24 protein-coding genes and 1 pseudogene are annotated in these 21,096 nt (G+C 76.3%); 13 read left to right on the top strand and 12 right to left on the bottom strand.

Going from position 1 to position 21,096, the window contains the following annotated elements:
• The first annotated feature begins 62 nt into the window (after positions 1–62).
• Complete coding sequence (locus ACIA8Q_RS02380) at positions 63–1,163, top strand: calcium:proton antiporter (protein WP_387907077.1); 1,101 nt, start codon at positions 63–65, stop codon at positions 1,161–1,163.
• Between the two features lie 47 nt (positions 1,164–1,210).
• Here ACIA8Q_RS02380 and ACIA8Q_RS02375 read toward each other — a convergent pair whose 3' ends face one another.
• Positions 1,211–1,963 (bottom strand): rhomboid family intramembrane serine protease, encoded by a 753-nt coding sequence (locus tag ACIA8Q_RS02375; RefSeq protein WP_360221482.1) that lies wholly within the window; start codon positions 1,961–1,963, stop codon positions 1,211–1,213.
• Between the two features lie 241 nt (positions 1,964–2,204).
• Between ACIA8Q_RS02375 and ACIA8Q_RS02370 the strand changes: the two genes are divergently transcribed.
• From ACIA8Q_RS02370 to ACIA8Q_RS02360, 3 genes are all read left to right on the top strand, one after another.
• Complete coding sequence (locus ACIA8Q_RS02370; RefSeq protein WP_360221485.1) at positions 2,205–2,423, top strand: hypothetical protein; 219 nt, start codon at positions 2,205–2,207, stop codon at positions 2,421–2,423.
• A 358-nt stretch (positions 2,424–2,781) separates the two neighbouring features.
• The gene (locus tag ACIA8Q_RS02365) at positions 2,782–3,825 is read left to right on the top strand and encodes an ABC transporter substrate-binding protein (RefSeq protein ID WP_396316629.1); all 1,044 of its coding nucleotides are present in this window, start codon (positions 2,782–2,784) and stop codon (positions 3,823–3,825) included.
• A gap of 163 nt (positions 3,826–3,988) precedes the next feature.
• Positions 3,989–5,302, top strand: a complete 1,314-nt coding sequence (locus ACIA8Q_RS02360; RefSeq protein ID WP_396316628.1) for a geranylgeranyl reductase family protein — start codon at positions 3,989–3,991, stop codon at positions 5,300–5,302.
• A 132-nt stretch (positions 5,303–5,434) separates the two neighbouring features.
• Here the strand turns inward: ACIA8Q_RS02360 and ACIA8Q_RS02355 are convergent, their stop codons facing one another.
• Positions 5,435–5,977, bottom strand: a complete 543-nt coding sequence (locus tag ACIA8Q_RS02355) for a GNAT family N-acetyltransferase (RefSeq protein ID WP_396316657.1) — start codon at positions 5,975–5,977, stop codon at positions 5,435–5,437.
• Between the two features lie 99 nt (positions 5,978–6,076).
• Between ACIA8Q_RS02355 and ACIA8Q_RS02350 the strand changes: the two genes are divergently transcribed.
• Positions 6,077–6,760 carry a GNAT family protein gene (locus ACIA8Q_RS02350; RefSeq protein WP_360221496.1) on the top strand — a complete coding sequence of 228 codons (684 nt, stop codon included), beginning with the start codon at positions 6,077–6,079 and terminating at the stop codon, positions 6,758–6,760.
• Between the two features lie 242 nt (positions 6,761–7,002).
• On the opposite strand, the gene ACIA8Q_RS02345 is transcribed toward ACIA8Q_RS02350, so the two are convergent.
• Positions 7,003–8,103 (bottom strand): hypothetical protein, encoded by a 1,101-nt coding sequence (locus tag ACIA8Q_RS02345; protein ID WP_396316627.1) that lies wholly within the window; start codon positions 8,101–8,103, stop codon positions 7,003–7,005.
• 201 nt (positions 8,104–8,304) lie between these two features.
• Between ACIA8Q_RS02345 and ACIA8Q_RS02340 the strand changes: the two genes are divergently transcribed.
• The 4 genes from ACIA8Q_RS02340 (at position 8,305) to ACIA8Q_RS02325 (ending at position 10,146) form a co-directional block, all read left to right on the top strand.
• A complete protein-coding gene (locus ACIA8Q_RS02340; protein ID WP_360221502.1) occupies positions 8,305–8,748 on the top strand; it encodes a hypothetical protein in 444 nt (147 codons plus the stop codon).
• Between the two features lie 66 nt (positions 8,749–8,814).
• Positions 8,815–9,225, top strand: a complete 411-nt coding sequence (locus ACIA8Q_RS02335; RefSeq protein WP_360221505.1) for a hypothetical protein — start codon at positions 8,815–8,817, stop codon at positions 9,223–9,225.
• Positions 9,225–9,521 carry a PRC-barrel domain containing protein gene (locus tag ACIA8Q_RS02330; RefSeq protein WP_360221508.1) on the top strand — a complete coding sequence of 99 codons (297 nt, stop codon included), beginning with the start codon at positions 9,225–9,227 and terminating at the stop codon, positions 9,519–9,521. Before ACIA8Q_RS02335 ends, ACIA8Q_RS02330 begins: the two co-directional genes overlap by 1 nt.
• A gap of 4 nt (positions 9,522–9,525) precedes the next feature.
• Entirely contained in the window at positions 9,526–10,146 is a 621-nt protein-coding gene (locus ACIA8Q_RS02325) for a DJ-1/PfpI family protein (RefSeq protein ID WP_360221511.1), read from the top strand.
• A 140-nt stretch (positions 10,147–10,286) separates the two neighbouring features.
• Here ACIA8Q_RS02325 and ACIA8Q_RS02320 read toward each other — a convergent pair whose 3' ends face one another.
• The 5 genes and pseudogenes from ACIA8Q_RS02320 to ACIA8Q_RS02300 form a co-directional block, all read right to left on the bottom strand.
• Positions 10,287–11,141 carry a DNA ligase gene (locus ACIA8Q_RS02320; protein WP_360221535.1) on the bottom strand — a complete coding sequence of 285 codons (855 nt, stop codon included), beginning with the start codon at positions 11,139–11,141 and terminating at the stop codon, positions 10,287–10,289.
• A gap of 204 nt (positions 11,142–11,345) precedes the next feature.
• Positions 11,346–12,224 (bottom strand): annotated as a pseudogene (ligD, locus tag ACIA8Q_RS02315) (non-homologous end-joining DNA ligase); the annotation flags it as partial.
• Between the two features lie 130 nt (positions 12,225–12,354).
• Entirely contained in the window at positions 12,355–12,702 is a 348-nt protein-coding gene (locus tag ACIA8Q_RS02310; protein ID WP_360221514.1) for an MmcQ/YjbR family DNA-binding protein, read from the bottom strand.
• 8 nt (positions 12,703–12,710) lie between these two features.
• Positions 12,711–13,178, bottom strand: coding sequence for a VOC family protein (locus ACIA8Q_RS02305; protein WP_396316626.1), 468 nt, complete (start codon positions 13,176–13,178; stop codon positions 12,711–12,713).
• Positions 13,175–14,071 (bottom strand): helix-turn-helix domain-containing protein, encoded by an 897-nt coding sequence (locus tag ACIA8Q_RS02300; protein WP_360221517.1) that lies wholly within the window; start codon positions 14,069–14,071, stop codon positions 13,175–13,177. The genes ACIA8Q_RS02305 and ACIA8Q_RS02300 overlap by 4 nt, the downstream gene beginning before the upstream one ends.
• 147 nt (positions 14,072–14,218) lie before the next feature.
• Here ACIA8Q_RS02300 and ACIA8Q_RS02295 point away from each other — a divergent pair, with 147 nt between their 5' ends.
• Positions 14,219–14,653 carry a CBS domain-containing protein gene (locus tag ACIA8Q_RS02295; protein ID WP_360221520.1) on the top strand — a complete coding sequence of 145 codons (435 nt, stop codon included), beginning with the start codon at positions 14,219–14,221 and terminating at the stop codon, positions 14,651–14,653.
• Positions 14,654–14,918: 265 nt separating this feature from the next.
• Here the strand turns inward: ACIA8Q_RS02295 and ACIA8Q_RS02290 are convergent, their stop codons facing one another.
• Complete coding sequence (locus tag ACIA8Q_RS02290; protein ID WP_396316625.1) at positions 14,919–15,905, bottom strand: helix-turn-helix domain-containing protein; 987 nt, start codon at positions 15,903–15,905, stop codon at positions 14,919–14,921.
• 132 nt (positions 15,906–16,037) lie between these two features.
• Here ACIA8Q_RS02290 and ACIA8Q_RS02285 point away from each other — a divergent pair, with 132 nt between their 5' ends.
• On the top strand, positions 16,038–16,625 hold the full coding sequence (locus ACIA8Q_RS02285) for a pyridoxamine 5'-phosphate oxidase family protein (protein ID WP_360221526.1): 588 nt from the start codon (positions 16,038–16,040) through the stop codon (positions 16,623–16,625).
• 36 nt (positions 16,626–16,661) lie between these two features.
• On the opposite strand, the gene ACIA8Q_RS02280 is transcribed toward ACIA8Q_RS02285, so the two are convergent.
• From ACIA8Q_RS02280 to ACIA8Q_RS02270, 3 genes are all read right to left on the bottom strand, one after another.
• Complete coding sequence (locus tag ACIA8Q_RS02280; RefSeq protein ID WP_360221529.1) at positions 16,662–17,285, bottom strand: DinB family protein; 624 nt, start codon at positions 17,283–17,285, stop codon at positions 16,662–16,664.
• 233 nt (positions 17,286–17,518) lie between these two features.
• Positions 17,519–17,875 carry a hypothetical protein gene (locus ACIA8Q_RS02275; RefSeq protein ID WP_396316624.1) on the bottom strand — a complete coding sequence of 119 codons (357 nt, stop codon included), beginning with the start codon at positions 17,873–17,875 and terminating at the stop codon, positions 17,519–17,521.
• Between the two features lie 285 nt (positions 17,876–18,160).
• Positions 18,161–18,553 carry a transglycosylase family protein gene (locus tag ACIA8Q_RS02270; RefSeq protein WP_396316623.1) on the bottom strand — a complete coding sequence of 131 codons (393 nt, stop codon included), beginning with the start codon at positions 18,551–18,553 and terminating at the stop codon, positions 18,161–18,163.
• A gap of 471 nt (positions 18,554–19,024) precedes the next feature.
• Here ACIA8Q_RS02270 and ACIA8Q_RS02265 point away from each other — a divergent pair, with 471 nt between their 5' ends.
• Together ACIA8Q_RS02265 and ACIA8Q_RS02260 are read left to right on the top strand one after the other, a co-directional pair.
• Entirely contained in the window at positions 19,025–19,546 is a 522-nt protein-coding gene (locus ACIA8Q_RS02265) for a universal stress protein (protein WP_396316622.1), read from the top strand.
• 88 nt (positions 19,547–19,634) lie between these two features.
• Positions 19,635–21,089 (top strand): PLP-dependent aminotransferase family protein, encoded by a 1,455-nt coding sequence (locus tag ACIA8Q_RS02260; protein ID WP_396316621.1) that lies wholly within the window; start codon positions 19,635–19,637, stop codon positions 21,087–21,089.
• Positions 21,090–21,096 lie beyond the last annotated feature (7 nt).

The raw sequence follows: 21,096 nt of genomic DNA, 5'->3' as shown, positions 1-21,096 counted from the left end.
CATCCCCCGTACCCCGGCGCGGGCACCCGGGTGACGCGCCCCCGGTCTGGGATCCTCGGCGCATGATCACGAAGCTCCGCGCGGCCTCCGCGCGATGGACCGTCGTCGTTCCGGTGGTGTCGTTCGTCGTCCTCGCCCTGACCTGGCACCGGGACCTGCCCGGCTGGGTGGTGGGTGTGGTCGCCTGCTTCCTGGTGGCCGCCGTCCTGGCCGCCGTGCACCACGCCGAGGTCATCGCGCACTGGTCGGGGGAGCCCTTCGGATCCCTGGTGCTCGCCGTCGCGGTCACCGTGATCGAGGTCGCGCTGATCGTGACGCTGATGGCCGACGGCGGGGACAAGTCCGCCACCCTGGCCCGTGACACCGTCTTCGCCGCCGTGATGATCACCTGCAACGGCATCCTCGGGCTGTCCATCCTGGTCGCCGCGGTCAAGCACCGCACCGCCGTCTTCAACGCCGAGGGCACCGGCGCGGCGCTGGCCTGCATCGCCACCCTGGCGACGCTCAGCCTGGTGCTGCCGACCTTCACCACCAGCACCCCCGGGCCGCAGTTCTCGACCACCCAGCTGATCTACGCGAGCACCGCCTCGATCGTGGTGTACGGGCTGTTCGTGGCCACCCAGACCGTCCGGCACCGGGACTACTTCCTGCCCGTCACCCCCGAGGGCCGGGTGCTGGAGGAGGAGGACCACGCCCACCCGCCGACCCCCGCCGCCGCCGGCGTCAGCCTGCTGCTGCTCGGCGTCGCCCTGGTCTCCGTCGTCGGGCTCGCCAAGGGCGTTTCACCGACCATCGAGTCCGCGGTGGACGACGCCGGGCTGCCGCACTCGGTGGTCGGCGTGGTGATCGCCCTGATGGTGCTGCTGCCGGAGACCATCGCGGCGCTGCGCGCGGCCCTGCGCAACCGGGTGCAGACCAGCCTCAACCTGGCCCTCGGCTCGGCGCTCGCCAGCATCGGCCTCACCATCCCGGCCGTCGCCATCGCCTCGTACTGGCTCACCGGCCCGCTCGTCCTCGGCCTCGGCCCGGCGCACCTGGTGCTGCTGACGCTGACCGTGGTGCTCGGCACCCTGACCGTCGTCCCGGGCCGGGCCACCCCGCTGCAGGGCGCGGTCCACCTCGCGGTGCTGGCCGCCTACGTGGTGCTGGCGGTCAACCCCTGACGACCGGGCGGGAGACCGGGGGCCGGGCGGGACTTGTCAGTCGCGGCCTAGAGGCCGAGGTCGTCCAACTCCTTGAGCAGGGCGGCGTTGGGGCTGCCCGGATCGGCTGCGGCCCGCCCGGCGACGGCCCCGGAACCGGCCCGGGAGGCCGACGCGGGCGCGGGCACGGGCACGGGGGTGGTCGCCGTTCGCGGGGCGCGGTCGCGGAAGATCCAGGCGCCGGCCAGGCCGCCGACCAGACCGCCCAGGTGGGCGGACCAGCTGATGCCCGGGGCGACGCCGGGCAGGGCGGCGGTCACCATGTAGGCGAACGAGGCGCCGAGGACGACGCCGATCAGCGTGTCGACCAGGTTGCGGTCCACGACCCCGCGCAGCACCACGTAGCCGAAGTAGCCGAACACCACGCCGCTCGCCCCGGCGCCGACCGAGTCCGGGCTGTCGAAGACCCAGGCGGTCAGTTCGCTGGTCAGCGCGACCAGCAGGGTCAGGCCGAGGAACTTCTTCACGCCGCGGTAGGCCGCCAGGAAGCCGAACACGAACAGCGGGCCCGAGTTGGCCTCCAGGTGCGCCCAGTTCCAGTGCAGGAACGGCGCGGTGACGATGTTCGGCAGCCGGCTCGGATCCTGCGGGACGACGCCGAACTGCCGGCCGAGGTGGTAGTCGTCCATCCAGTTCACGAGCTGGATCAGCCAGATCGCCGCCAGCACACCGACCATGGTGAAGAGCGCCCGGCGGGCGTCGGCGATCATCTTTGCGGGGTCGAGCGTGGTTGCCGCACGGCTGCGGTCGTTCGAGGCCATGGGCCCGACTCTAAGGGCCGTCGGACCGGTGACGCACCCCCCGGTACAGTGGCTCCCGCCCCGCTGACCTGCCGACCCTCCTCCCGACTGCCAGAGGTGACCCGCCCGATGAGCGTCCGTCCGCCGCTGTCCTCCGCGTTCGCGGCGCGGGTCTGAGGCCCGGTGGCGACGAACCGGCACCCGGTCGAGGTCTGGCGGCTGCCCGAGGAGGAACGCCGCGCCGGCCGCCGGGCCCAGCCCCGTGCGGCTGCCGGCCGGATTCGCCGTCCGCGGCCGCGAGGGCGTCTTCCTCTCCAGGAGCGGCGAGCTGACCCGGCACCTGCTGGTCGGCAAGCAGTGGAAGCGGACCGGCGGACAGCGGCTGCAGCTGCCCGGCGGGATCGACCCGGGGCCCGCCCACGGCCGGGACGGGACGCTCTGGTTCCGCAGCGGCAACGGCTGGTACCGGGTCGAGGCCTGAGGTCCGCCGGACGCGACGGGTCCGCGTGAGGGCATCGTCGGTGGTCCGGCCGGTCGGGCGGCGTGCTCACGTCATGAGGTCCGAGCCGTCCCCGCCCGGGCGCAGCCCCCCCGCGCCCCGGCCCCCGCGTGAGGGCAGGCCGACCGGCCGCCCACCGACCCGGCGGCGGGGCGCCCGGCGCGGGGTGCGAGGATGACCCCGACCGCCCCCGACGGCGGACCTCCGCCGACCGGCCGCCCCGCACCCCCGGCGGCCCGATCCGGGCACACGGCGACGAGGTCCGCACTGCGTACCCCGGCAGCCACTCCGGCGCGGCGTCTCCCTGCCCGCACTCTCACTGCGAAGAAGACGCATCGCGATGCACCGCACCCCCGACCACACCCCCTGCTCCGCCCCCACTCCCGGCCAAAGACCGATCGTCCGGAGCTCCGGCGACCGCCGCTCCGGCGCCCGGAGCTCCGGGGACCGCCGCCCCGCCGACCGCCGCTCCGGCACCCCCGTGCTCCCGGCCCGCGCCGCCGCCCTGCTCGGCGCCGGCGGACTACTGCTGACCGGCTGCGGCAGCGGCGCCGGGTCCGTCCCCGGCAGCCAGGCCGACCTGCGCGACCGGATCCCCAAGGCGGTCAAGGACGCCGGGGTCCTGAAGATCGGCTCCTACCTCCACTACCCACCGGTCGACTTCCGCGACAACGACGCCAAGCCCGCCGGGCTCGACCCCGAGATCGCCGCCGCCATCGGCGACTACCTCGGCCTGCGCGTCGAGTTCGTCGACATGCCGTTCGACAAGCTCATCCCGGCCGTCCAGAGCAGGAGCATCGACCTGGTCATGTCCGCCGTGATCGACACCAAGCAGCGCCAGCTCGGGGCCGCCGACGACGGCCACCAGGCCGACCCCGGAGTCGACTTCGTCGACTACTTCACGACCGGGACGTCCATGGTCGTCAAGGCCGGCAACCAGGTGCCGCTCAGCACCGTCGACAGCCTCTGCGGGCGGACCGTCGCCGTCCAGCGCGGCACCCTGCAGGACGAGTTCGCCACCCGCCAGATGGGCGCCTGCCCGCGCACCGGCAAGGTGCTCCAGGTGCACCGCTTCGACAACGACGACCAGGCGCTCGCCGAGGTCGCCTCCGGCACCGCGATCGCCGACCTGAACGACTACCCGGTCGCCCAGTACAACACCACCACGCCGGAGCGGGTCGGCAAGTTCGTCCTCGCCAACACCCACTTCCTGCAGTCCGGCCCGTACGGCATCACCGTGGCCAAGGACAACACCGCGCTGCGGGACGTGATCTCCAAGGCCCTCGACCAGGTGATCCGCGGCGGCGCGTACGACAAGATCCTCGCCAAGTGGAACGTGAGCCCGGGCGCCGTCTCCAGCGCGGTGGTCAACGGCGGGCTCTGACCCGCCGGGTGGGCCGGGCCCGCCCCGATGGCCGGTATTGACCGGTCATCGGGGCGGGCCCGCGTGTCGGGGCGGCGGGCGGGCACCGGGGTTCTCTATCGTCCGTCTGAGTCCCTCCGATTCCATCGAGTTCCACACCCGATCCGACCCGTGGGAGTGCGCGATGCCCGGCCCAGAGCAGCAGGTGACCGGAGACGGCGGCCGGTCCGCCCGGACCGGGGAGGACGCCGACGTCATCGTGGTCGGCGCCGGCCCGGCCGGCTCCACCGCCGCCTACCACCTGGCCCGTACCGGCCTGGACGTCCTGCTGCTGGAGAAGTCCGCCTTCCCGCGCGAGAAGGTCTGCGGGGACGGCCTCACCCCGCGCGCCGTCAAACAGTTGACCGACCTCGGCATCGACGTCGCCGAGGAGGCCGGCTGGCTGCACAACCGGGGCCTGCGGCTGGTCTCCGGCCGGCGCTCGATCGAGTTCGACTGGCCCGAGCTGTCCGCCTTCCCCGGCTACGGCCTGGTCCGGCGGCGCGCCGACTTCGACGAACTGCTCGCCCGCCGGGCCGCCTCGGCCGGCGCCCGGCTGGTCGAACGGGCCAACGTGGCGGGCCCGTTGGTCGACGAACGGACCGGCCGGATCACCGGTGTCACCGCCCGGCTCGGCGAGGAACGCGAACCGGTCAGCTACCGGGCACCGGTCGTGGTCGCCGCCGACGGTAACTCCACCCGGCTCTCCGTCGCGATGAAGCGCTACCGCCGGACGGACCGCGCCATGGGCGTCGCCTACCGCACCTACTTCACCACCCCCCGCCACGAGGACCGCTACCTGGAGGCCTGGCTGGACCTGCGGGACCCGGGCGACCCGGGCCGCCGGCTCCTGCCCGGCTACGCCTGGGTGTTCGGCATGGGCGACGGCACCGCCAACGTCGGCCTCGGCGTCCTCGACACCGCGCACATCGACCTCGACTGGCGGGACCTCCTGCGCCGCTGGTGCGACGACCTGCCGCCCGAGTACGCCTACACCCCCGAAGCCGTCACCGAACCCGTCCGGGGCTCCGCCCTCCCGATGGGGCTCAACCGCCAACCCCACTACGCCGACGGCCTGTTGCTCGTCGGCGACGCGGGCGGCACGGTCAGCCCCGGCACCGGCGAGGGCATCGCCTACGCGATGGAGTCCGGGCGCTTCGCCGCCGAGACCGTCGTCCAGGCCCTCGCCCGGCGGACCGACCGCGGCCGCGAGCTCGCCCTGCGCGCCTACCCGCAGGCCCTGCGGTCCGCCTACGCGGGATACTTCGCGCTCGGGCGCCTCGCCGCCGACCTCCTGGGCCGGCCCCGGCTGCTCGGTGCCGCCGGCGCCGCCGGACTCGGCCACCCGTCCCTGCTGAAGGTGGCCTTCCGGCTGATGGTCAACCTCACCGAGCCCAACTCCAAGGACGCCCTCGACCGGCTGCTCCACCTGGTCGGGCGGGTCGCGCCCGGCAGGTGAGGGCGGCGCCCGGGTGACCCGCGGTCCGGTGATCCGCGGTCCGGTGCTTCGTAGCCCGGTGACCTGTGGTCCGGTGGTGGCCGGCCCGGTGCTCCGCGCCGCGGCCGGTCCTTCGAGCGGCCACGGCGCGGGTCACCACAGGTCGCCGTCGCGCCAGTCGCACGTCAGCCGGCCGGAGACGTCCGGCGCGACCGGCCCCGGCAGCACGAACACGCTGCCCTCCTCCTCCGGCGTCGCGACCGGGCCGGTCGGCGTCAGCGCCGCCAGCGGCCCCTGCCACGGCAGCCAGCCCCGCCCCCCGTAGAAGCCCGCCGCGCCGTCCGCGGCGCACAGCACGCCCAGCTCGTACCCGCCCCGGACCACCCGCTCCGCCGCGTCCATCAGCGCCGCGCCGTACCCGAGCCCGCGCCGGTCCGCCCGCACGCCGACCGCCTCCACGTACCCGGCGCGCAGCGCCCGCCCGCCGTGCAGCATCCGCCGCTGGACCACCGCGGCGTGCCCCACCAGCACCCCGTCCTCCCGCAGCAGCACGTGCATCCCGCCCAGCGCGTGCTCCCAGTCCTCCGCGGTCAGACCCCCCTCGAAGACCACCCCGAACACCTCGACCAGCAGGGTCCGCGCCTCGTCCAGCGCGGCACGCCCCAACCCGGACGTGTGGGCCGTCAGCAGCTCGATCACGAGTCGATCCTCGCACCCTCGGGGTGCCGGGGGCGGGTCGTCTCCCGCGGGGAAATTCGCTGGCGGGCCCGGGATGGGGCGGGATAGGAAGGTCGGATGAGCAGCACCGAGACGCCCGCCCAGCCGGGCCGGCAGGCCCAGCCCGCCCAGCCGGTCCAGGCCGCAGCCCGACCGACCGCCCCGGCCCCGGTCGGTGACCACCGCACCTTCCGCCCGGCCACCCTCGACCTCGGCGACGTCCTGCTGCGCCCCTGGGGCCGCACCCTCGAGCTGCCCGGCGGAACCCTCCCCGCCCTGACCGCGGCCGCGGCCGACCGGGAGATCGCCCGCTGGAACCCGTTCCGCGCCGACGACCGGGCCGCCGCCGAGGCCTACCTGGAGCGCTGCGACACCGGCTGGGCCGAGGGCGGCACCGCCGCCTTCGCCGTCACCGACGCCGCCGACGGCAGGCTGCTCGGCAACGTCGCGCTGCGCTGGACCAACCGCGAGGACGGCCTCGCCATGGTCGGCTACTGGCTGCTCGCCGCCGCCCGCGGCCGGGGCATCGCCACCCGCGCCACCACCGCCGTCACCCGCTGGGGCGTGGACACCGCCGCCGCGCGCCGCATCGAGCTCTGCCACGCCGTCGGCAACGACGCCTCCTGTCGGGTCGCCACCCGCGCCGGCTTCCGCTACGAGGGCACCCTGCGCGCGTCCTACCGCTACGAGGGCGGCGAGTACTTCGACGAGCACCTGCACGCCCGCCTCGCCACCGACCCGGAGCCCGGGCGGCCCGGCTGACGCGGGCCCCGCGGACCGCTCCGGCGCACGTGGGGCGATCGCGTGGAAGTAGCGCCCGTGCTCGCCCTGGCGGGACCCGCCGGAGGAGCTGGGGCCGTTCCAGACCGGAACAGTGCATCAACCGCTCGGAACAGTGGTGGGGCCTGGCCATGCGCACTGACCAGCTCGCCATCGCCTGCCAGGCCGCACTCCACCTCGCAGCCATCCTCAGCCGGCTCCGCAGATGACCGGAGAGACAGCCCTCAGCCGCCGCGGAGCCGGTCGTGGATCGCCCGCAGCCACGGCTGTCGGACGGCCGGCAGGCGGGCCAGCCGGTCGAGCAGCGCCGCCCGGTCGGGGGCGAACGGCCTGTACGGCCGGAGCGGCAGCGGGTCGTCGCGCTCGACCCCGGCGGGCAGCCGGGCCGTCGTCCGCGGCTCCGGGAAGGCCAGGTAGCTCCACACCGCGGCGTCCAGCGGGACGGTGGCGGCTCCGCCGGCGGGCGGCGACTCCGCGGCGGTCCCGGGCCGCCACCCGGTGCCCGTCCGGGGGTGCCGGGGGACCAGCAGGAGGTCGGCGCCGGGCGCGGGCGGCAGCCCGGGACCGGCCAGGGCCAGTGCCAGGGTCCGGGCCGGCGGCCCGGCCGGCAGCAGCGCGTCGAGCGTGCGGCCGAACGTCGCCGTGAGCAGGCCGTCGGGCACGGACACCGGTGCGCCTCCCGAGGCGGCCAGCAGATCGGCCAGCGCCGTGCCCACCGCCGCCTCCCACTGCGAGCTCCACCACCCGGGGGCCTCCACCGGCGGCAGGGCCGGTACCGTCCAGCCCTCCACGGCCGAGGGGACCGGCCCGTCCAGCGGCTCGTCCAACGCCTCGTCCGACGGCCCGTCGACCCGGTCGTCGAACAGGCCGTCGGCCGGTATCCTGCGCACGGCCGCCGCGAGGAACCACACGGACTGCCACCGGTAGCAGTCGTCGATCCTGGTCCCGACCTCCCGCCCGCAGCCCGCGCAGGCCAGGTTCGGCCCGAGGCCGCCGGCCGAGGCGCAGCAGCCCTCGCAGCGCTCCGGCAGCAGGACGGTGCCCCGGGTGTCGCCCGGCGCCACCACGACCGCGCCGGCCGGGCCGACGGACAGCCCGGGCAGCGGCGCGTGGACGCCGAGTGCGGCCGCCGTAGCCTCCCCGATCTCCTCCCAGGGCCGCCACGGGGGCGCGCACCAGAGCGGATCGACGGCGTACGTGCCCGGCTCCAGCAGGGGCGGGAGGAAGCGGTCCCCGCCCTCGCGACGGGCGTGCGCGGGCAGCGCGACCCGGGACACCGGTGTGGTCAGTGCCGTCCCGCACCGCGTGCACGCGAACACCGTCATCCCGTCCCCCTCCTGCGGATCGCCCCCCGCGGACCCCGGCAGCGGGTCCCCGGAGTATCGCGGCCCGACGGTCCGTGGCCAAGCGGATTTCCGGCCCGCCCGGGGAGGGACCGACGGTCGGCAGGGCGCGCTCGGCCGGGGAGCGGCCTAACCTGGAAGGGCGCGTACGGTGCGTGGCCTCGAACGGGAAAGCGGTGGGCCATGACGGTGATCTCGGCGGCTGTCTTCGGTACCGCCTGGCGGCCAGCGCCGCCCGGTTGCGCCGAGCTGCTGCGCGAGTGCGCCGCCCGTGGCTGGACGGTCGTGCTGACCGCTCCCGGGCCGGCCGGGGCTCCCGCCCTGACCGTGGCCGCCCCGGGCGACGACCCGGTCAGGGCCGCGCTCGAGCTGGTCGGCGGCAGGCCTTCACACGCGGTGGCGGTGGCCGGGACCGTACACGAGGTGCTGGCGGCGCGGCGGGCCGGGGTCCCGTGCATCGCCCTGGAGGTCGGCGTGGACGCCGGCCCCCTGCTGCGGGCGGCGGGTGCGGCCGAGGTCCACCGCGACGCCGCCGCCCTGCTGCGAGTCCTGGACGACAGCCTGCTCGCCCGCCCGCGGGCCTTCGGCCCGGTGGGCGCGGGAACAGGCGGTCCCCGAGGCGGTTAACGCCGGCCCGAACCGGGCAACCGCCCGGGTGCGAGCACGTCACCGGAGTTGTCGGAGGTGACCGAGATGGACGGACCCGCGTTGAGCGGATGGGAGCGGCGGCTCCTCGAGGAGATCGAGTCCGATCTGCGCCAGGACGCGCGCCTCGACCGGAAGTTGAGCACCATGGGTGCCAAACGGCCGAGCCGGTTCCGCGGCGTGCTGCGCGGCGTGGCCCGCCGGGTCTCCGCCGGGGTGGTGACGACCGCGCTGCTGATGGCCGCGATCTGCCTCACCGTCGGCGTGCGGACCCCGACGGCCGCCGTGCTGATCGCCCTCGGCGTGGTGTGGACGGCCTCGGTGGCGGTCGCGATGGCCGTCGCGGCGCTGCTGCGCCGCCGGGCCGCGGGCCGCGAACCCGGAGACGGCTCCGCCGCACGGCCCCCCGACCGGGACGAGCGCCGCGAACGGCGGCCCTGGGACCAGCCGGAGGCGTGATGGGCACCGAGCTGTGGGAGTACCGCCCCGGTCCCCACCACGCGGCCGAGCTGAGCCTGACGGGGTACGAGGTGCAGGCCGTCGACGGTCCGCTCGGCACGGTCGAACAGGACTCGGGGGACCACCTGCTGGTCGACGCCGGGCCCTGGGTGCCCGGTGCCCGGGTGGTGGTCCCGGTCGGCCTGGTGGCCAGGATCGACCACTTGGAGCTGGCCGTCCACCTGGACTGTCCGCGCGCCCGGCTCAGCTCCGCTCCGCCGGTCGCCGTCGAGCTCGCGGGCCGCGAGCCGCGCTGACCCCATGGGCTGGCCGTCCACCACGCTCACCGGCCGGACGATCGCCTTCCTGGTGGCGCCGTTCGGTGTCGAGCAGGTCGAACTGACGTCGCCCTGGCAGGCGGTGGCCGAGTCCGGCGGTGTGCCGCGCCTGCTCTCCACCGCACCCGGCCGGGTCCAGGCCGTCCGGCGGCTCGCCCTGGGCGAGGCCTTCGGTGAGGCCTCGGGCGCCGCGTTCGGTGACACCTTCGGGGTGGAGGGGTCCGTCGCCGAGGCGGACGCGGAGGCATTCGACGGGCTGGTCCTGCCCGGTGGGGTCGCCGGGTCCGACCTGCTGCGCCTGGACGGGCCCGCGGTGGCCTTCGTGCGCGCCTGGTGCGCGGCGGGCCGCCCGGTCGCGGCGATCGGCCACGCCGCCTGGACCCTGATCGAGGCCGACGCCGTCCGTGGCCGCACCCTCACCTCCGGGCCGAGTCTGCGCACCGATCTGCGCAACGCGGGGGCGACCTGGGTCGACGAGGAGGTGCACCTCTGCCGGGACGGCCCGGGGCCGCTGGTGACCAGCCGGGACCCGGCCGATCTGCCGGTGTTCGAGGACGCCTTCGTCACCGTGTTCGCCCACGCGGCGAAACGACGCGGAGCCTGAGCGCGGGCGGGCGCGTGCGCCGCGGGTCCGGCCGGGGGCGAACCCGGCCGCGCTCCGGCCCCCGCCCGCTCCGGCCCCCGCCCGCTCCGGCCCCCGCCCGCTCCGGCCCGCGCCTCCGGCCCCCCGCTCCGGCCCCCGCCTCAGTCGCAGCGGAGACGGACGAAGGTGGCGGTGGGCGGCCGGCCGGTGAGCGTGAGTTCGGCGCGCAGCGGGCCGGTGAGGGGGTGGACCGGGCCGAGGTCGGGGTCGGTGGTGGCGGGGCCGAGCAGCGGCGCGGCCACCGCGGCGACCTCGCGGGCCTGCACCGGGGTGAGCCCGGGGGAGCTGAGCAGGACCCGGCCGTCGTCGAGTTCGAGGACGAGCGCGCGCGGCCGGGCGGCCGGGCCGGTGAGTGCCCGGACGGTGGCGTCCACGGTGTCGCTGCGCCGGTACTTGACCCAGGCCCGGCCGCCGCCGCGCGGACGGTAGGGCGAGCCGGCGGCCTTGCAGACCAGGCCCTCGACGCCGGTGTCGGCGAGGCGTTCCATCCACTCCAGCGCCTCGGCCCGGTCGGTGGTGGCCAGCACGGGGCTGATCGGTGGCGGGACGTCGGCGAGGGCGGCGAGCAGCAGGCGGCGGCGGTCGGCGAGCGGCAGCCGCCGCACGTCACGACCGGGCAGGGCCAGCAGGTCGAAGGCGATCAGGCCGAGGGCGACCTCCGGGGAGGCGGCCCGGGCCCGGCGGGTGTGCAGGAGCTCCCCGAAGGCGAAGCGGCCGTCGCGCCAGGCGACGAGTTCGGCGTCCAGCACCAGCCCCTCGGGCAGCCCGGCGACGGCGGCGGCGATCGGCGGGAACTCGGGGGCGAGGTCGCGGCCGGTACGGGACTGGAGGAACGGCGGGCGGTCGCCGCGGGCGAAGGCGAGGCAGCGGAAGCCGTCCAGCTTCAGCTCGTACTGCACGCCGGCGCCGCCCAGGCCGTCGGCGGGCGGGACGGCGGTGACGGCGGCCGGGCGCATCACCTCGACGGGCGGGTGCAGGACCTGCCGGGTGCGGGGCGCGGCCGCGGCGGGCGGCGCCGCCTCCGGGCCCGCCTGTGCTCCCGCCTCCGGCCCCGCCCTCGCCGCGCGCTTCACGGTGGACGTCGCCGTGGACCCGTCCGGGTACGCCCCCGCGGACGTCGCCGTGGACGTCGCCGTGGAGCCCGCCCCCACCGGGTCGGCCGGGAGCGGCCGGGCCTGCCCCGGATCGAGCAGCGGGGCGAACAGATCGCCGTGGGCGGCCAGCCGTCCGGGGACCTCGGCGAGGGTGAACACGAGGTCGTCCTCGGTGCCGGCCCGCTCCAGTTCGGCCCAGGAGAGCGGGGTGGAGACGGTCGGCAGCGGCCGGGCCCGCAGGGTGTAGGGCGCGGCGGTGGTCTTCTTGGCGTTGTTCTGCGACCAGTCGACGAGCACCCGCCCGGTGCGCCGGGCCTTGGCCATGGTGTGCACGACCAGGTCGGGGTGCTCGGCCTCCAGGGCCGCGGCGAGCGCCTTCGCGTAGCCGGAGACCCGGGTGCTCGGGGTGGGCTCGAGCGGGACCAGCAGGTGCAGCCCCTTGGAGCCGGAGGTCTTCACCCAGGCCGTCAGGCCGTCGGCGGCGAGCCGTTCGCGCAGCAGCCCGGCGACCGTCCGGCAGGTGAGGACGGACGCGCCCTCGCCCGGGTCGAGGTCCAGGACCAGCCGGTCGGCGAGCCCCGGCGCGGCCGCGTGCCACTGCGGGACGTGCAGTTCCAGGCAGCCCAGGTTGGCGGCCCAGAGCAGGGCGGCGCCGTCGTCGAGCACCACCTGGCGCAGGTCGCCGCCGCTGCTCGGGACCTCGACGGTGCGCACCCAGCCCGGCGTCCCGGCGGGCGGGTTCTTGGCGATGAACACCTCGGCCTCGACGCCGTCCGGGCAGCGCAGGAAGGAGACCGGGCGGTCGCGCAGGTGCGGCAGGAGGGCGTCGTGGACGGCGGCGTAGTAGCGCAGCACCTCGCCCTTGAGGGTGCCGGTGCGCGGGTAGTACACCTTGTCGAGGTGGGAGAGCGCGAGGGTGCGCCCGTCCACCGTGAGCTGGGGCATGGGCGCTCTCCGGAGCCTGCGGGTGGCCCCCGCAGTCAGTCTGCCCGGGCGGCGGCCGCGGCGCACGGCCGCCGCCCGGACCGTCGCACGCCCCGGCCGCCGTCGCCCGGACCGCCCGGGGCGTGGGCGGTCAGCGGTCCGGGCCCACCAGGGCGTGGGCGTCCGCGACGAGGTCCTCGATCCGGCCCCAGTCGGGCGGCGGCCCGTCCAGGTGCACGCCGAGCCACCCCCGGTGCCCGACGTAGGGCGGGCGGAAGTAGCGGTCCGGGTCCTCGGCGACCAGCCGGGCCTGGGCGCCGCCGGGCGCCGCGCACCAGAAGGACAGCCGGTCGTCGTGGTGGTGGTCGGCGAGCATCACGAAGAGCCGGGCCCGGCGGCCGGAGCCGGTGAACCAGCTCGGCTCCCCGTGGCTGACCCGCTCCTCGACCTCCGGCAGGGCCAGGCAGAGCGCCCGCAGCCGGTCCACCGGCGCCGCCACGGCCCGCCTCACCCCGCCGAGGGCGCGGCGGGCCGCGGCGCGCCCGGATAGGTGCCGAAGTACCAGCGGTTGCCCTCCGGGTCGGCGGCGGCGAAGTCGCGCGAGCCGTAGTCGGTCTCGGTCAGCGCAGTGGTGATCCGGGCCCCGGCGGCGACGGCGCGGTCGTGCACGCCGTCCGGGTCGACGGTGACCACGTACGCGGTGAAGGTGCCCGGCCGGCCCGGCCAGGGCTCGGCGCCCTCGGGCGTCTCCCGGTCGGAGCCGAGCATCACGCCGCCGCCCTCGGGCCAGGCCAGTTCGGCGTGCGCGACGAACCCGTCCTCGCCGTGGACGACGACCTCCTGGAAGCCGAAGGCCTCGACCAGGAAGCGGATCAGGGCCCGGGCGTCGGTGGCGCGCAGGCTGGGCCAGACCTGCGGGGTGGGGGTCCTGTCGTCCATCGCGTGCTCCTCGGGGGTCGCTGGGGGGCTGCTCACGACTCCCACTCTGCGGCCGCCGTGTCCGCCCCGCCTTGGACGTTTCGGAACTTCCCGTCCTGCGGTCCCTCCGCCGCCAGCCAGGCGCTGGGCGCGGCGCCGGCCAGTGCCCGGAACTCACGGGCCAGGTGCGCCTGGTCGAAGTAGCCGCACCGGACGGCCAGTTCGGCGAGCCGGGGGGACGGCGCGGTGGCGGCCAGCAGCCGCCGGGCCCGGTCGAAGCGGATCACCCGGGCGGCCGCCTTCGGCGTCAGGCCGGTCTCCCGCCGGAACCGCTCCTGCAGGTGCCGGGCGCTCCAGCCGGTCTCCCGGGCCAGCTCCGCGACGGCCAGGGCGCCGTCGCTGCGCCGCAGCGCCCGCCAGGCCCAGGCCACCTCGGGCGGCACCCGCCCGGAGGGGCGGGCGGCCCGCAGCAGCGCGGCGTCCAGCACGGCGAACCGTTCGTCCCAGCTGCCGGCGGCCCGCAGCCGCTCGTGCAGCAGTGGGCCGAGCCGCCCCAGCACCTGCTCCGCGGGGACGTCGATCCCGGCCAGCTCCCCGGCCGGCAACCCGAACAGCGCCCTGGCGGCGAGCGGGTGCACGGCGATCTGCACGCCGGACTGCCGGCCGTCGTGGGTGATCAGCGCCGGGCCGGTGTGCAGGCCGCCGAGCAGCGTCGGGTACGTGCCGGGCGGCTGCGCCGGGTCGGGGTGGCCGGCGACCACCAGCGGCTCGTCCAGGGTGAGGATGAACGTCAGGTACGGGGACGGCAGTCCGCGGTGCACGGCGGGCGGGACGCCGCGCTGGCGGTAGCCGGAGTACCAGGCCACGTAGGGGCGCAGCGCGGTCGCCGGCCGGGCGCGGACGGCTTCGTCGACCGGTGTGCCGGTCGCTCCGGGGGCTTCCGTGGTCACGTCTCCAGTATCGGCGGCCGCGGTCGCGGGTGGGCGGGGTGTTGCCTATGGTGAGGGCGCGGTCACTCCGCGAGTGGTGAGGTCGACCGCTCGGGGGGACCGCCGCTGGGGGGATCACCGGGGGGAGACATCGACGAAGGAGTCCCCGTGACCACTGCCCGAGAGATCATGCACACCGGTGCCCAGTGCATCGGCGCCCACCAGACGCTCGACGAGGCCGCCCGGATGATGCGCGACAGCAACGTGGGCGCGTTGCCGATCTGCGGTGACGACCAGAAGCTGAAGGGCATCATCACCGACCGTGACATCGTGGTGCGATGTCTCGCGGAGGGCAAGGACCCGTCCTCCATGACCGCCATGGAGCTGTCCGGCCACCTGCACTGCGTGCGCGCCGACGACAGCATGGAGATGGTCCTCCGGAAGATGGAACAGCACCAGATCCGCCGGATCCCGGTGATCGACGGCGAGCGGCTGGTGGGCATGATCAGCGAGGCCGACCTCGCGATGGGGCACCGCAACGGTCAGCGGCTGACCGACCAGCAGATCATCGAGTTCATGGACAGCGTCTACATGAAGCGCTGACCGGCGGGCGGCGCGTCCGCGCCGCCGCGCGCTCCGGCGGCGGGCTCCGTGCGTAGGTGACACACGGCGGCCCGCCGTCGCTGCTCCCGGCACTGTCGCTGCTGCCGCCGCCGCCGTTGCGGCCGCAGCGGCCCGCCGGCCGCTGCGGCGCCCGGTGACCGGCCGGTCCCCCCGTACCGGCCGGGCGTTCCGAGGGTGCCGGACGGCGGGGGCGCCCGTCTTGTAAAAGTGCGCACGCGGCTCGTCCCCCCGGTTCCGGACGGGCTCAGCCGCCGGGGTTGAGGACGGCGCTCGTCACCCGGCCGGCGACCCGGTCGGCCGGTTCGGGCAGGGTGGCGGCGGAGGTGCGGGAGGCGAGGAACTCGCGGGGCGAGCAGCCCACCATGCCGCGGAAGGCCCGGTCGAGGTGGGACTGGTCGTAGTAGCCGCAGAGGGTGGCGATCCGGGCGCCGTCCAGCCGGTTCCCGCCGTCCAGCCGGTTCCCGCCGTCCAGCCGGTTCCCGCCGTCCGGCCGGTTCCCGAGGGGCCGCTCGGCCGCCGAGTGCCGGGCGAGGACGGCGAGCGTGCGCTGGAGGCGCAGGATGGTCGCGGCCTGCTTGGGCGCCACCCCGAGGTGCTGGCGGAACCGCAGCTCCAGCCGGCGGCGGCTCCAGCCGGTGCCCGCGACCAGGGCGTGGACGGGCACCAGGCCGTGCGAGCGCCGCAGTTGGTGCCAGGCCCACTGGACGGACGGCTCCCAGCGCGGGCCGTCGGCGAGCCGTGCGGCGAAGTAGGCGTCCAGCAGGGCGAACCGCGCCGGCCAGGTCGGGGCGTCGGCCAGCCGGGTGGACAGCCGGCGCAGCCGCGGGCCCAGGACGTCCCCGGCCTCGGCCCACTGGCCGCCCAGGTCGCCGGCCGTCGGCCCGAACACGCGGAACGCGCCCTGGGGGGTCAGCGAGACGGCCAACCCGTGCAGCACACCGGAGTGTTCGGCGATGGTGGCGGTGCGGCGCAGCCCGGCGGCGACCGAGGCGAAGGAGTGGCCGGGCCCCGGATCGACGGCGTCGGTGAGCCGCATCGACCCCTCGAAGGTGAGCGCCAGGGTGACCACGTCCGTGGGCACCTCCAAGCGCCGCCGCGGCCGGTGGAGCGTCAGCCGGTAGCCGCGGTAGCCGAGGACGAACGGGCGCAGCGGTCCGGCGGGCGCGCCGAGGGCCGTTCCGTAGGTGGTGGCGTCGCCGGGGTCGGGGGCGGCCGGGGCGTCGTGAGCCATCTCAACTCCCTTGTCAGGACGAGCAGGTGGCATGTGCACGTGCCATCCTACGGGCGCCCCGGTCGCCGGGTGATCGTCTCGTGTGGTGGATCACGCTTTCTTGACTGGCGAGATGCGGGCAGACTGGCGGGCATGGGAAAGCAGTACGAGAGCATCACCGGCCGGCTGCGCGAGTTCATCGAGCGGCAGCCCGTCTACTTCGTCGCGACCGCGCCGCTGGCCGAGGACGGGCACGTGAACGTCTCGCCCAAGGGCCGCTCCGGCACCCTCGTGGTCGTCGACGAACTCACGCTCGCCTACCTGGACTTCGGCGGATCCACCGCCGAGACGGTCGCCCATCTGCGGGAGAACGGCCGGATCACCCTGATGTGGTGCGCCTTCGACGGCCCGCCCACCGTGGTGCGGGTGCACGGCCGGGGCGAGCCGGTGTTCCGTGACGACCCGCGCTTCGCCGGTCTGCTGGGCCGCTTCGCGCCGGAGGCCGACGGGGCCGGGCTGCGGGCGATCGTGCTGGTGCGGGCCGAACGGGTCAGCGACTCCTGCGGGTTCGCCGTTCCGCTGATGGACTACCGCGCCGACCGCGACCTGCACGAACAGTACTTCGGCCGCAAGGACGAGGAGGAGTTCAACACCTACTGCGAGGGCAAGCCGTACGTCGGCACCAGCATCGACGGTCTGCCCGCCCTGCCGCTGCCGCTCCCCGCCCGCCCGCCGCGCTGAGCGGGCCCGGGCGGGCCGGGTGGCCCCGGCGGCTCGTCAGTGCCGCGGCGACCAGCGGTGCAGGTCGCGCAGCAGGGCGATCTCGGCGCCGTGGTGCAGCAGTTCCTGGTTGACCCACCAGACGATCTCCCAGAACGGCTCCTCCGCGTCGCCGCCGTGCGGGTAGGTGCAGTACCCCACGGTGTCGAGCGCGGTCTCGTCGGCGGTGAGCAGGGCCGCCCGCCAGGCCGTGGCCGCGGCGTCGAAGGCGGCGACCGCGGACGCGGCGTCCCCGCTCGGGCGGAAGTCGTCCCGGGTGAGCGAACGGGTGCCGGCGGTGTGGTCGGCGCGCAGCAGCAACAGCTCGGTGAGGTGGCTCAACCTCCAGGCCAGGGTGGTGAAAGGGGCCGGCTCCGGGTGCGGCGAGGGGGTGGTGTCGCGCCCCCAGGCGCCGGCGCCGACCAGGACCGTCGCGCCCTCGCCCGGCCCGTCCGCGTGCCGGCGCACCGACCAGCAGCCGGGCACCGGCTCCCAGAGGTACTCCTCGTCGGTGAGCGGGCTGACGGCGACCGGGGTGCCGTTCCCGCTGTCCAGGGTCGGTCCGGCCAGCCGCTCGGTGAGGCGGGTGCGGGCGAAGTCGAACTCCGTCAGCAGGGGGACGAGTCGGGGCGGCAGCGACATCGGGTTGCTCCTCGGCGCGGGGCGTGCGGGCGGGGCGGGTGCGGACGGACCGGGTGCACGCTGCCACACGGCTCCGGGCCGGCGCGAGCGGATTTCGCACGGGCGGCGCCGGCCCGGAGAGAGCGCGAGGAGGCGGGCCCGGTCGCGGGGCCGTCGGCCGGGCTGCGGACCGTCCGGGGTGGTGCCGGTCGGGGTGGCGCCGGTCGGGCTCGACGGGGTGCCGGCCGCCGCGCCTACGGGCAGGACTCCTCGGCGAGCATCGCCCGCAGGGCGACCACCTGACCGGTCAGCGCCGTCCCCGCCGCGGGATCCTGGGCGCAGACCCGCCACTGCCACTGCACCACCACGACCCGGCCCCGCTGGTCGGCGTCCCGCACGGTCACCGGGTACCAGAGCGGCAGCAGGGAGCGGGCGGCCAGCACGTTCTGTCCCCGCAGCTCGGGCATCACGGTGCCGGGCGGGCTCGGGGTCGGGACGGCGTAGCCGGGCCGGTCGTCCGGCGGGAGGCTCCGGCCGGGGTCGGCCCTGGGGTCGCAGCCGGCCAGCCCGAGCAGCACGGCGAGCGCGAGCGGTACGGCGGTCCGGCGCATCGTCCCCCCGATCGAAGTCGCCTGCGGTCCCGAACCGGTCCCGCGCCTCGACGGTACCGATCCCGTTCGTGCGGCGGTCCGTTCGTGACCGGCTCGCCGCCGCGTCGACGCCGCCTCGTTAGCGGGCCGGTGCCGGGGCGGGCATCCGGGGAGGGGTGTCCGGGGCGGGGCCTGGGGGGTGTGTCCGGGAGCGTCCCGGGTGATGTCCGGGGCGTGCGAACGGCGCCGTCGCGCCCCTCGTGGTGGGGGTGCGGCGGCGCCGTGGCGGTGGTGCTTGGGGGGGTGTTACTTGGTGAGGCCGGCCTTGACGGAGCAGACGGGCCAGGCGCCGGGGCCCTGGGCGGCGAGGACCTTCTCGCCGATGGAGATCTGCTGGGCCTTGGTGGCCTGGTGGGCCTGGGGGGCGTAGGCGGTGCCGCCGAAGGCGGCCCAGGTGCTGGAGGTGAACTGGAGGCCGCCGTAGAAGCCGTTGCCGGAGTTGATGGCCCAGTTGCCGGTGGCCTCGCAGGCGGCGACCTTGTCCCAGACGGTGGCCGGGGCGGCCGACGCGCTGGTGGCCGTGACGAGGCCGGCCACCGGCAGGGCGGTGAGGGCCCCGGCCATGAGTGCCATCCGGACGCGGTTGCGGCGCTTGGGGGTGGCGGTGGTGGCGGTGGCGGTCTCGTTACGGAAGGTCATGGAGGTCCTTTCGGGGTGTGCGGGCGTGCGGAACCAGGCCCCGGGTGGGGGTGGTGGTTGCGGGGAACGCGTCGCTCGCGCGGTTCGGCACCGGTGGGGGCTCCTGGGCGGTGGGCCCCGGGGGCTGTGTGCTCGGTGCAACGGGTTCGAAGGTACGGGGGTGGTGGTGGGGGTTTCAAGGATTCGAAGGTTTGGGCACGTCAGGGTGCTGTTACCGGTCGTAAGGATCAAGGAATTGGGATGATTTGAAGCCAAATGCCCCATTTTTCAAGATCGAATCGGGCCGGAAAGTGGCCCCGGTCACCCCGGGAGCCGTGTGAGGCCGCGCACATCGTCGACAGCGCGTGACCACCCGCCCCACACCCGGTGCGGAAGCCGCCGCCCGCTCCCGCCGCCCGGGTGGCCCGCACCACAACCCTCACCCGGACCACCCGGCGCCGTCACGCACCGTGGCCGGAATAGCCTCGATCCATGAGCAACGAGAGCGATGCAGAGGACGCGGAGGCCGTCGGCGGCGCCGAGGACCCCGGGGCGGCCGTCGCGCCCGCCAGCTTCGAGCTGGGGACCGACGGCCCCAAGGTGATCCTGGCGGGGCTGGACGGCTCCGACTCCTCCTGGCGCGCCACCGCCTACGCCGCCGGACTCGCCCGCCGGCAGGGCGCCGTCCTCGCGGTCGCCTACGTCCAGCCCGTCCTCGGCGCGGCCACCGCCCTGGCCGGCGCCGCGGTGGAGGAGACCACCCAGGAGATCGCCGAGGAACTGCTCGCGGCCCTGCGCGAGGCCGAGCACCGGGTGCGGGAGGTGTGGCGCGTCGAGTGGCGCTTCCTCACCCTGCGCGGCGACCCCTACACGGGGCTGGCCAAGCTCGCGGACGAGCTGCGGGCCGACGCCGTCGTGGTCGGCACCTCCGAACAGGCCGGCCACCGGGTGATCGGCTCGGTCGCCGTCCGCCTGGTGAAGGCGGGCCGCTGGCCGGTCACCGTCGTCCCCTGAGGCCCTTCGGCGGATGCTCCGCGGGGCTCCACGGGCGGGCCCGGACCGCTCGCGGGGGCCCCGGCGGGTCCGGGTAGGGTGCGTGACCATGACGGAAACGCCGGGCGTGCACCCCACCGGGCCCGCCCACCCGACCGGCAGCGACCTGCACCTCGACCTCCCCGTCACCGGCGGCCGCCGCGCCGCGCTGATGGCGGCCCTGCGCGAGGCGATCCGCAGCGGCCGGCTCGCGCCCGGGACCAGACTCCCGCCGTACCGGGCCCTCGCCGCCGACCTGGGGCTCGCCCGCAACACCGCCGCCGAGGCCTACGCCGAACTGGTCGCCGAAGGCTGGTTGACCGCCCGTCAGGGCTCCGGCACCACCGTCGCCGACCGTGCCGCTCCCGTGCCGCCGGCCGGGGCCCGCCGGCCGCCGGAGCGCTCGGGCCCCGCGCACGACCTGCGCCAGGGGCAGCCCGACGCCGCGTCCTTCCCGCGCACCGGCTGGCTCGCCGCGGCCCGCCGTGCCCTCACCGCGGCGCCCAACGAGGCCTTCGGGCCCGGCGATCCGCAGGGCCGGCGGGAACTGCGCACCGTCCTCGCCGAGTACCTGGCCCGCGCCCGCGGGGTGCGCACCGACCCCGACCGGATCGTGGTCTGCTCAGGCTTCGCCCACGCGCTGCGGCTGCTGTTCTCCGGCCCGGCGGCCGTCCTCCCGCCCGGGGCGAACGGGCCGGTGGCCGTCGAGGCGTACGGACTGGCCTTCCACCACGGGCTGCTGGCCTCCGCCGGAGTCTCCACCGTGCCGCTGTCGATCGACGAGGACGGCGCCGAGGTCGGGGAGCTGGCGCTGCACCCGGAGGTCAGGACGGCCCTGCTCACCCCCGCGCACCAGTTCCCGACCGGGGGCCCGCTGCACGCCGGGCGCCGGGCGGCCGTGGTCGACTGGGCACGCGGGCGCGGCGGGCTCCTCCTGGAGGACGACTACGACGGCGAGTTCCGCTACGACCGGCAGCCGGTCGGCGCCGTCCAGGGCCTGGACCCGGAGCGGGTGGTCTACCTCGGCTCGGTCAGCAAGAGCCTCTCGCCCGCGATCCGGCTCGGCTGGATGGTGCTGCCGGACCACCTGGTCGACCGGGTGCTCTCCGCCAAGGGCGAGCGCGAGGCCTGGGCCAGCGCCCTGGACCAGCTCACCCTCGCCGAGTTCATCGACTCCGGCGGCTACGACCGGCACGTGCGCCGGATGCGCCGCCGCTACCGGGAGCGCCGGGACGAGCTGGTGGCCGCCCTGGCCGCGCGCGCCCCGCACGTCGCGGTCTCCGGGATCGCCGCCGGTCTGCACGCCGTCCTGCGACTGGAGCCCGGCACCGAGCGTTCGGTGCTGGAGGCCGCCGCCCGCCGCGGGCTGGCCCTCGACGGGCTCGCCGACTACCGGCACCCGGGCGCCGGCGCCGAGGCCGTGCCGGCCGGTGACGGGCTGGTCGTCGGCTACGCCACGCCCTCCGACCACGCCTACCCGGCGGCGCTGGCCGCGCTCTGCGACGTCCTGCCGCCGCCCGCCTGACCCCGGC

The organism is Kitasatospora sp. NPDC051705 (assembly GCF_044453265.1).
Taxonomy (GTDB): Bacteria; Actinomycetota; Actinomycetes; order Streptomycetales; family Streptomycetaceae; genus Kitasatospora.
The sequence above is the reverse complement of the archived record's forward strand: the minus strand, read 5'-3'. Positions and strand labels throughout refer to the sequence as shown.

Coding starts and splice junctions, on each gene's coding strand:
- ACIA8Q_RS02380 (WP_387907077.1), top strand. CDS start 63: ATGATCACGAAGCTCCGCGCGGCCTCCGCGCGATGGACCGTCGTCGTT.
- ACIA8Q_RS02375 (WP_360221482.1), bottom strand. CDS start 1,963: ATGGCCTCGAACGACCGCAGCCGTGCGGCAACCACGCTCGACCCCGCA.
- ACIA8Q_RS02365 (WP_396316629.1), top strand. CDS start 2,782: ATGCACCGCACCCCCGACCACACCCCCTGCTCCGCCCCCACTCCCGGC.
- ACIA8Q_RS02360 (WP_396316628.1), top strand. CDS start 3,989: ATGCCCGGCCCAGAGCAGCAGGTGACCGGAGACGGCGGCCGGTCCGCC.
- ACIA8Q_RS02350 (WP_360221496.1), top strand. CDS start 6,077: ATGAGCAGCACCGAGACGCCCGCCCAGCCGGGCCGGCAGGCCCAGCCC.
- ACIA8Q_RS02345 (WP_396316627.1), bottom strand. CDS start 8,103: ATGACGGTGTTCGCGTGCACGCGGTGCGGGACGGCACTGACCACACCG.
- ACIA8Q_RS02340 (WP_360221502.1), top strand. CDS start 8,305: ATGACGGTGATCTCGGCGGCTGTCTTCGGTACCGCCTGGCGGCCAGCG.
- ACIA8Q_RS02335 (WP_360221505.1), top strand. CDS start 8,815: ATGGACGGACCCGCGTTGAGCGGATGGGAGCGGCGGCTCCTCGAGGAG.
- ACIA8Q_RS02330 (WP_360221508.1), top strand. CDS start 9,225: ATGGGCACCGAGCTGTGGGAGTACCGCCCCGGTCCCCACCACGCGGCC.
- ACIA8Q_RS02325 (WP_360221511.1), top strand. CDS start 9,526: ATGGGCTGGCCGTCCACCACGCTCACCGGCCGGACGATCGCCTTCCTG.
- ACIA8Q_RS02320 (WP_360221535.1), bottom strand. CDS start 11,141: ATGCGCCCGGCCGCCGTCACCGCCGTCCCGCCCGCCGACGGCCTGGGC.
- ACIA8Q_RS02290 (WP_396316625.1), bottom strand. CDS start 15,905: ATGGCTCACGACGCCCCGGCCGCCCCCGACCCCGGCGACGCCACCACC.
- ACIA8Q_RS02285 (WP_360221526.1), top strand. CDS start 16,038: ATGGGAAAGCAGTACGAGAGCATCACCGGCCGGCTGCGCGAGTTCATC.
- ACIA8Q_RS02280 (WP_360221529.1), bottom strand. CDS start 17,285: ATGTCGCTGCCGCCCCGACTCGTCCCCCTGCTGACGGAGTTCGACTTC.
- ACIA8Q_RS02275 (WP_396316624.1), bottom strand. CDS start 17,875: ATGCGCCGGACCGCCGTACCGCTCGCGCTCGCCGTGCTGCTCGGGCTG.
- ACIA8Q_RS02270 (WP_396316623.1), bottom strand. CDS start 18,553: ATGACCTTCCGTAACGAGACCGCCACCGCCACCACCGCCACCCCCAAG.
- ACIA8Q_RS02265 (WP_396316622.1), top strand. CDS start 19,025: ATGAGCAACGAGAGCGATGCAGAGGACGCGGAGGCCGTCGGCGGCGCC.
- ACIA8Q_RS02260 (WP_396316621.1), top strand. CDS start 19,635: ATGACGGAAACGCCGGGCGTGCACCCCACCGGGCCCGCCCACCCGACC.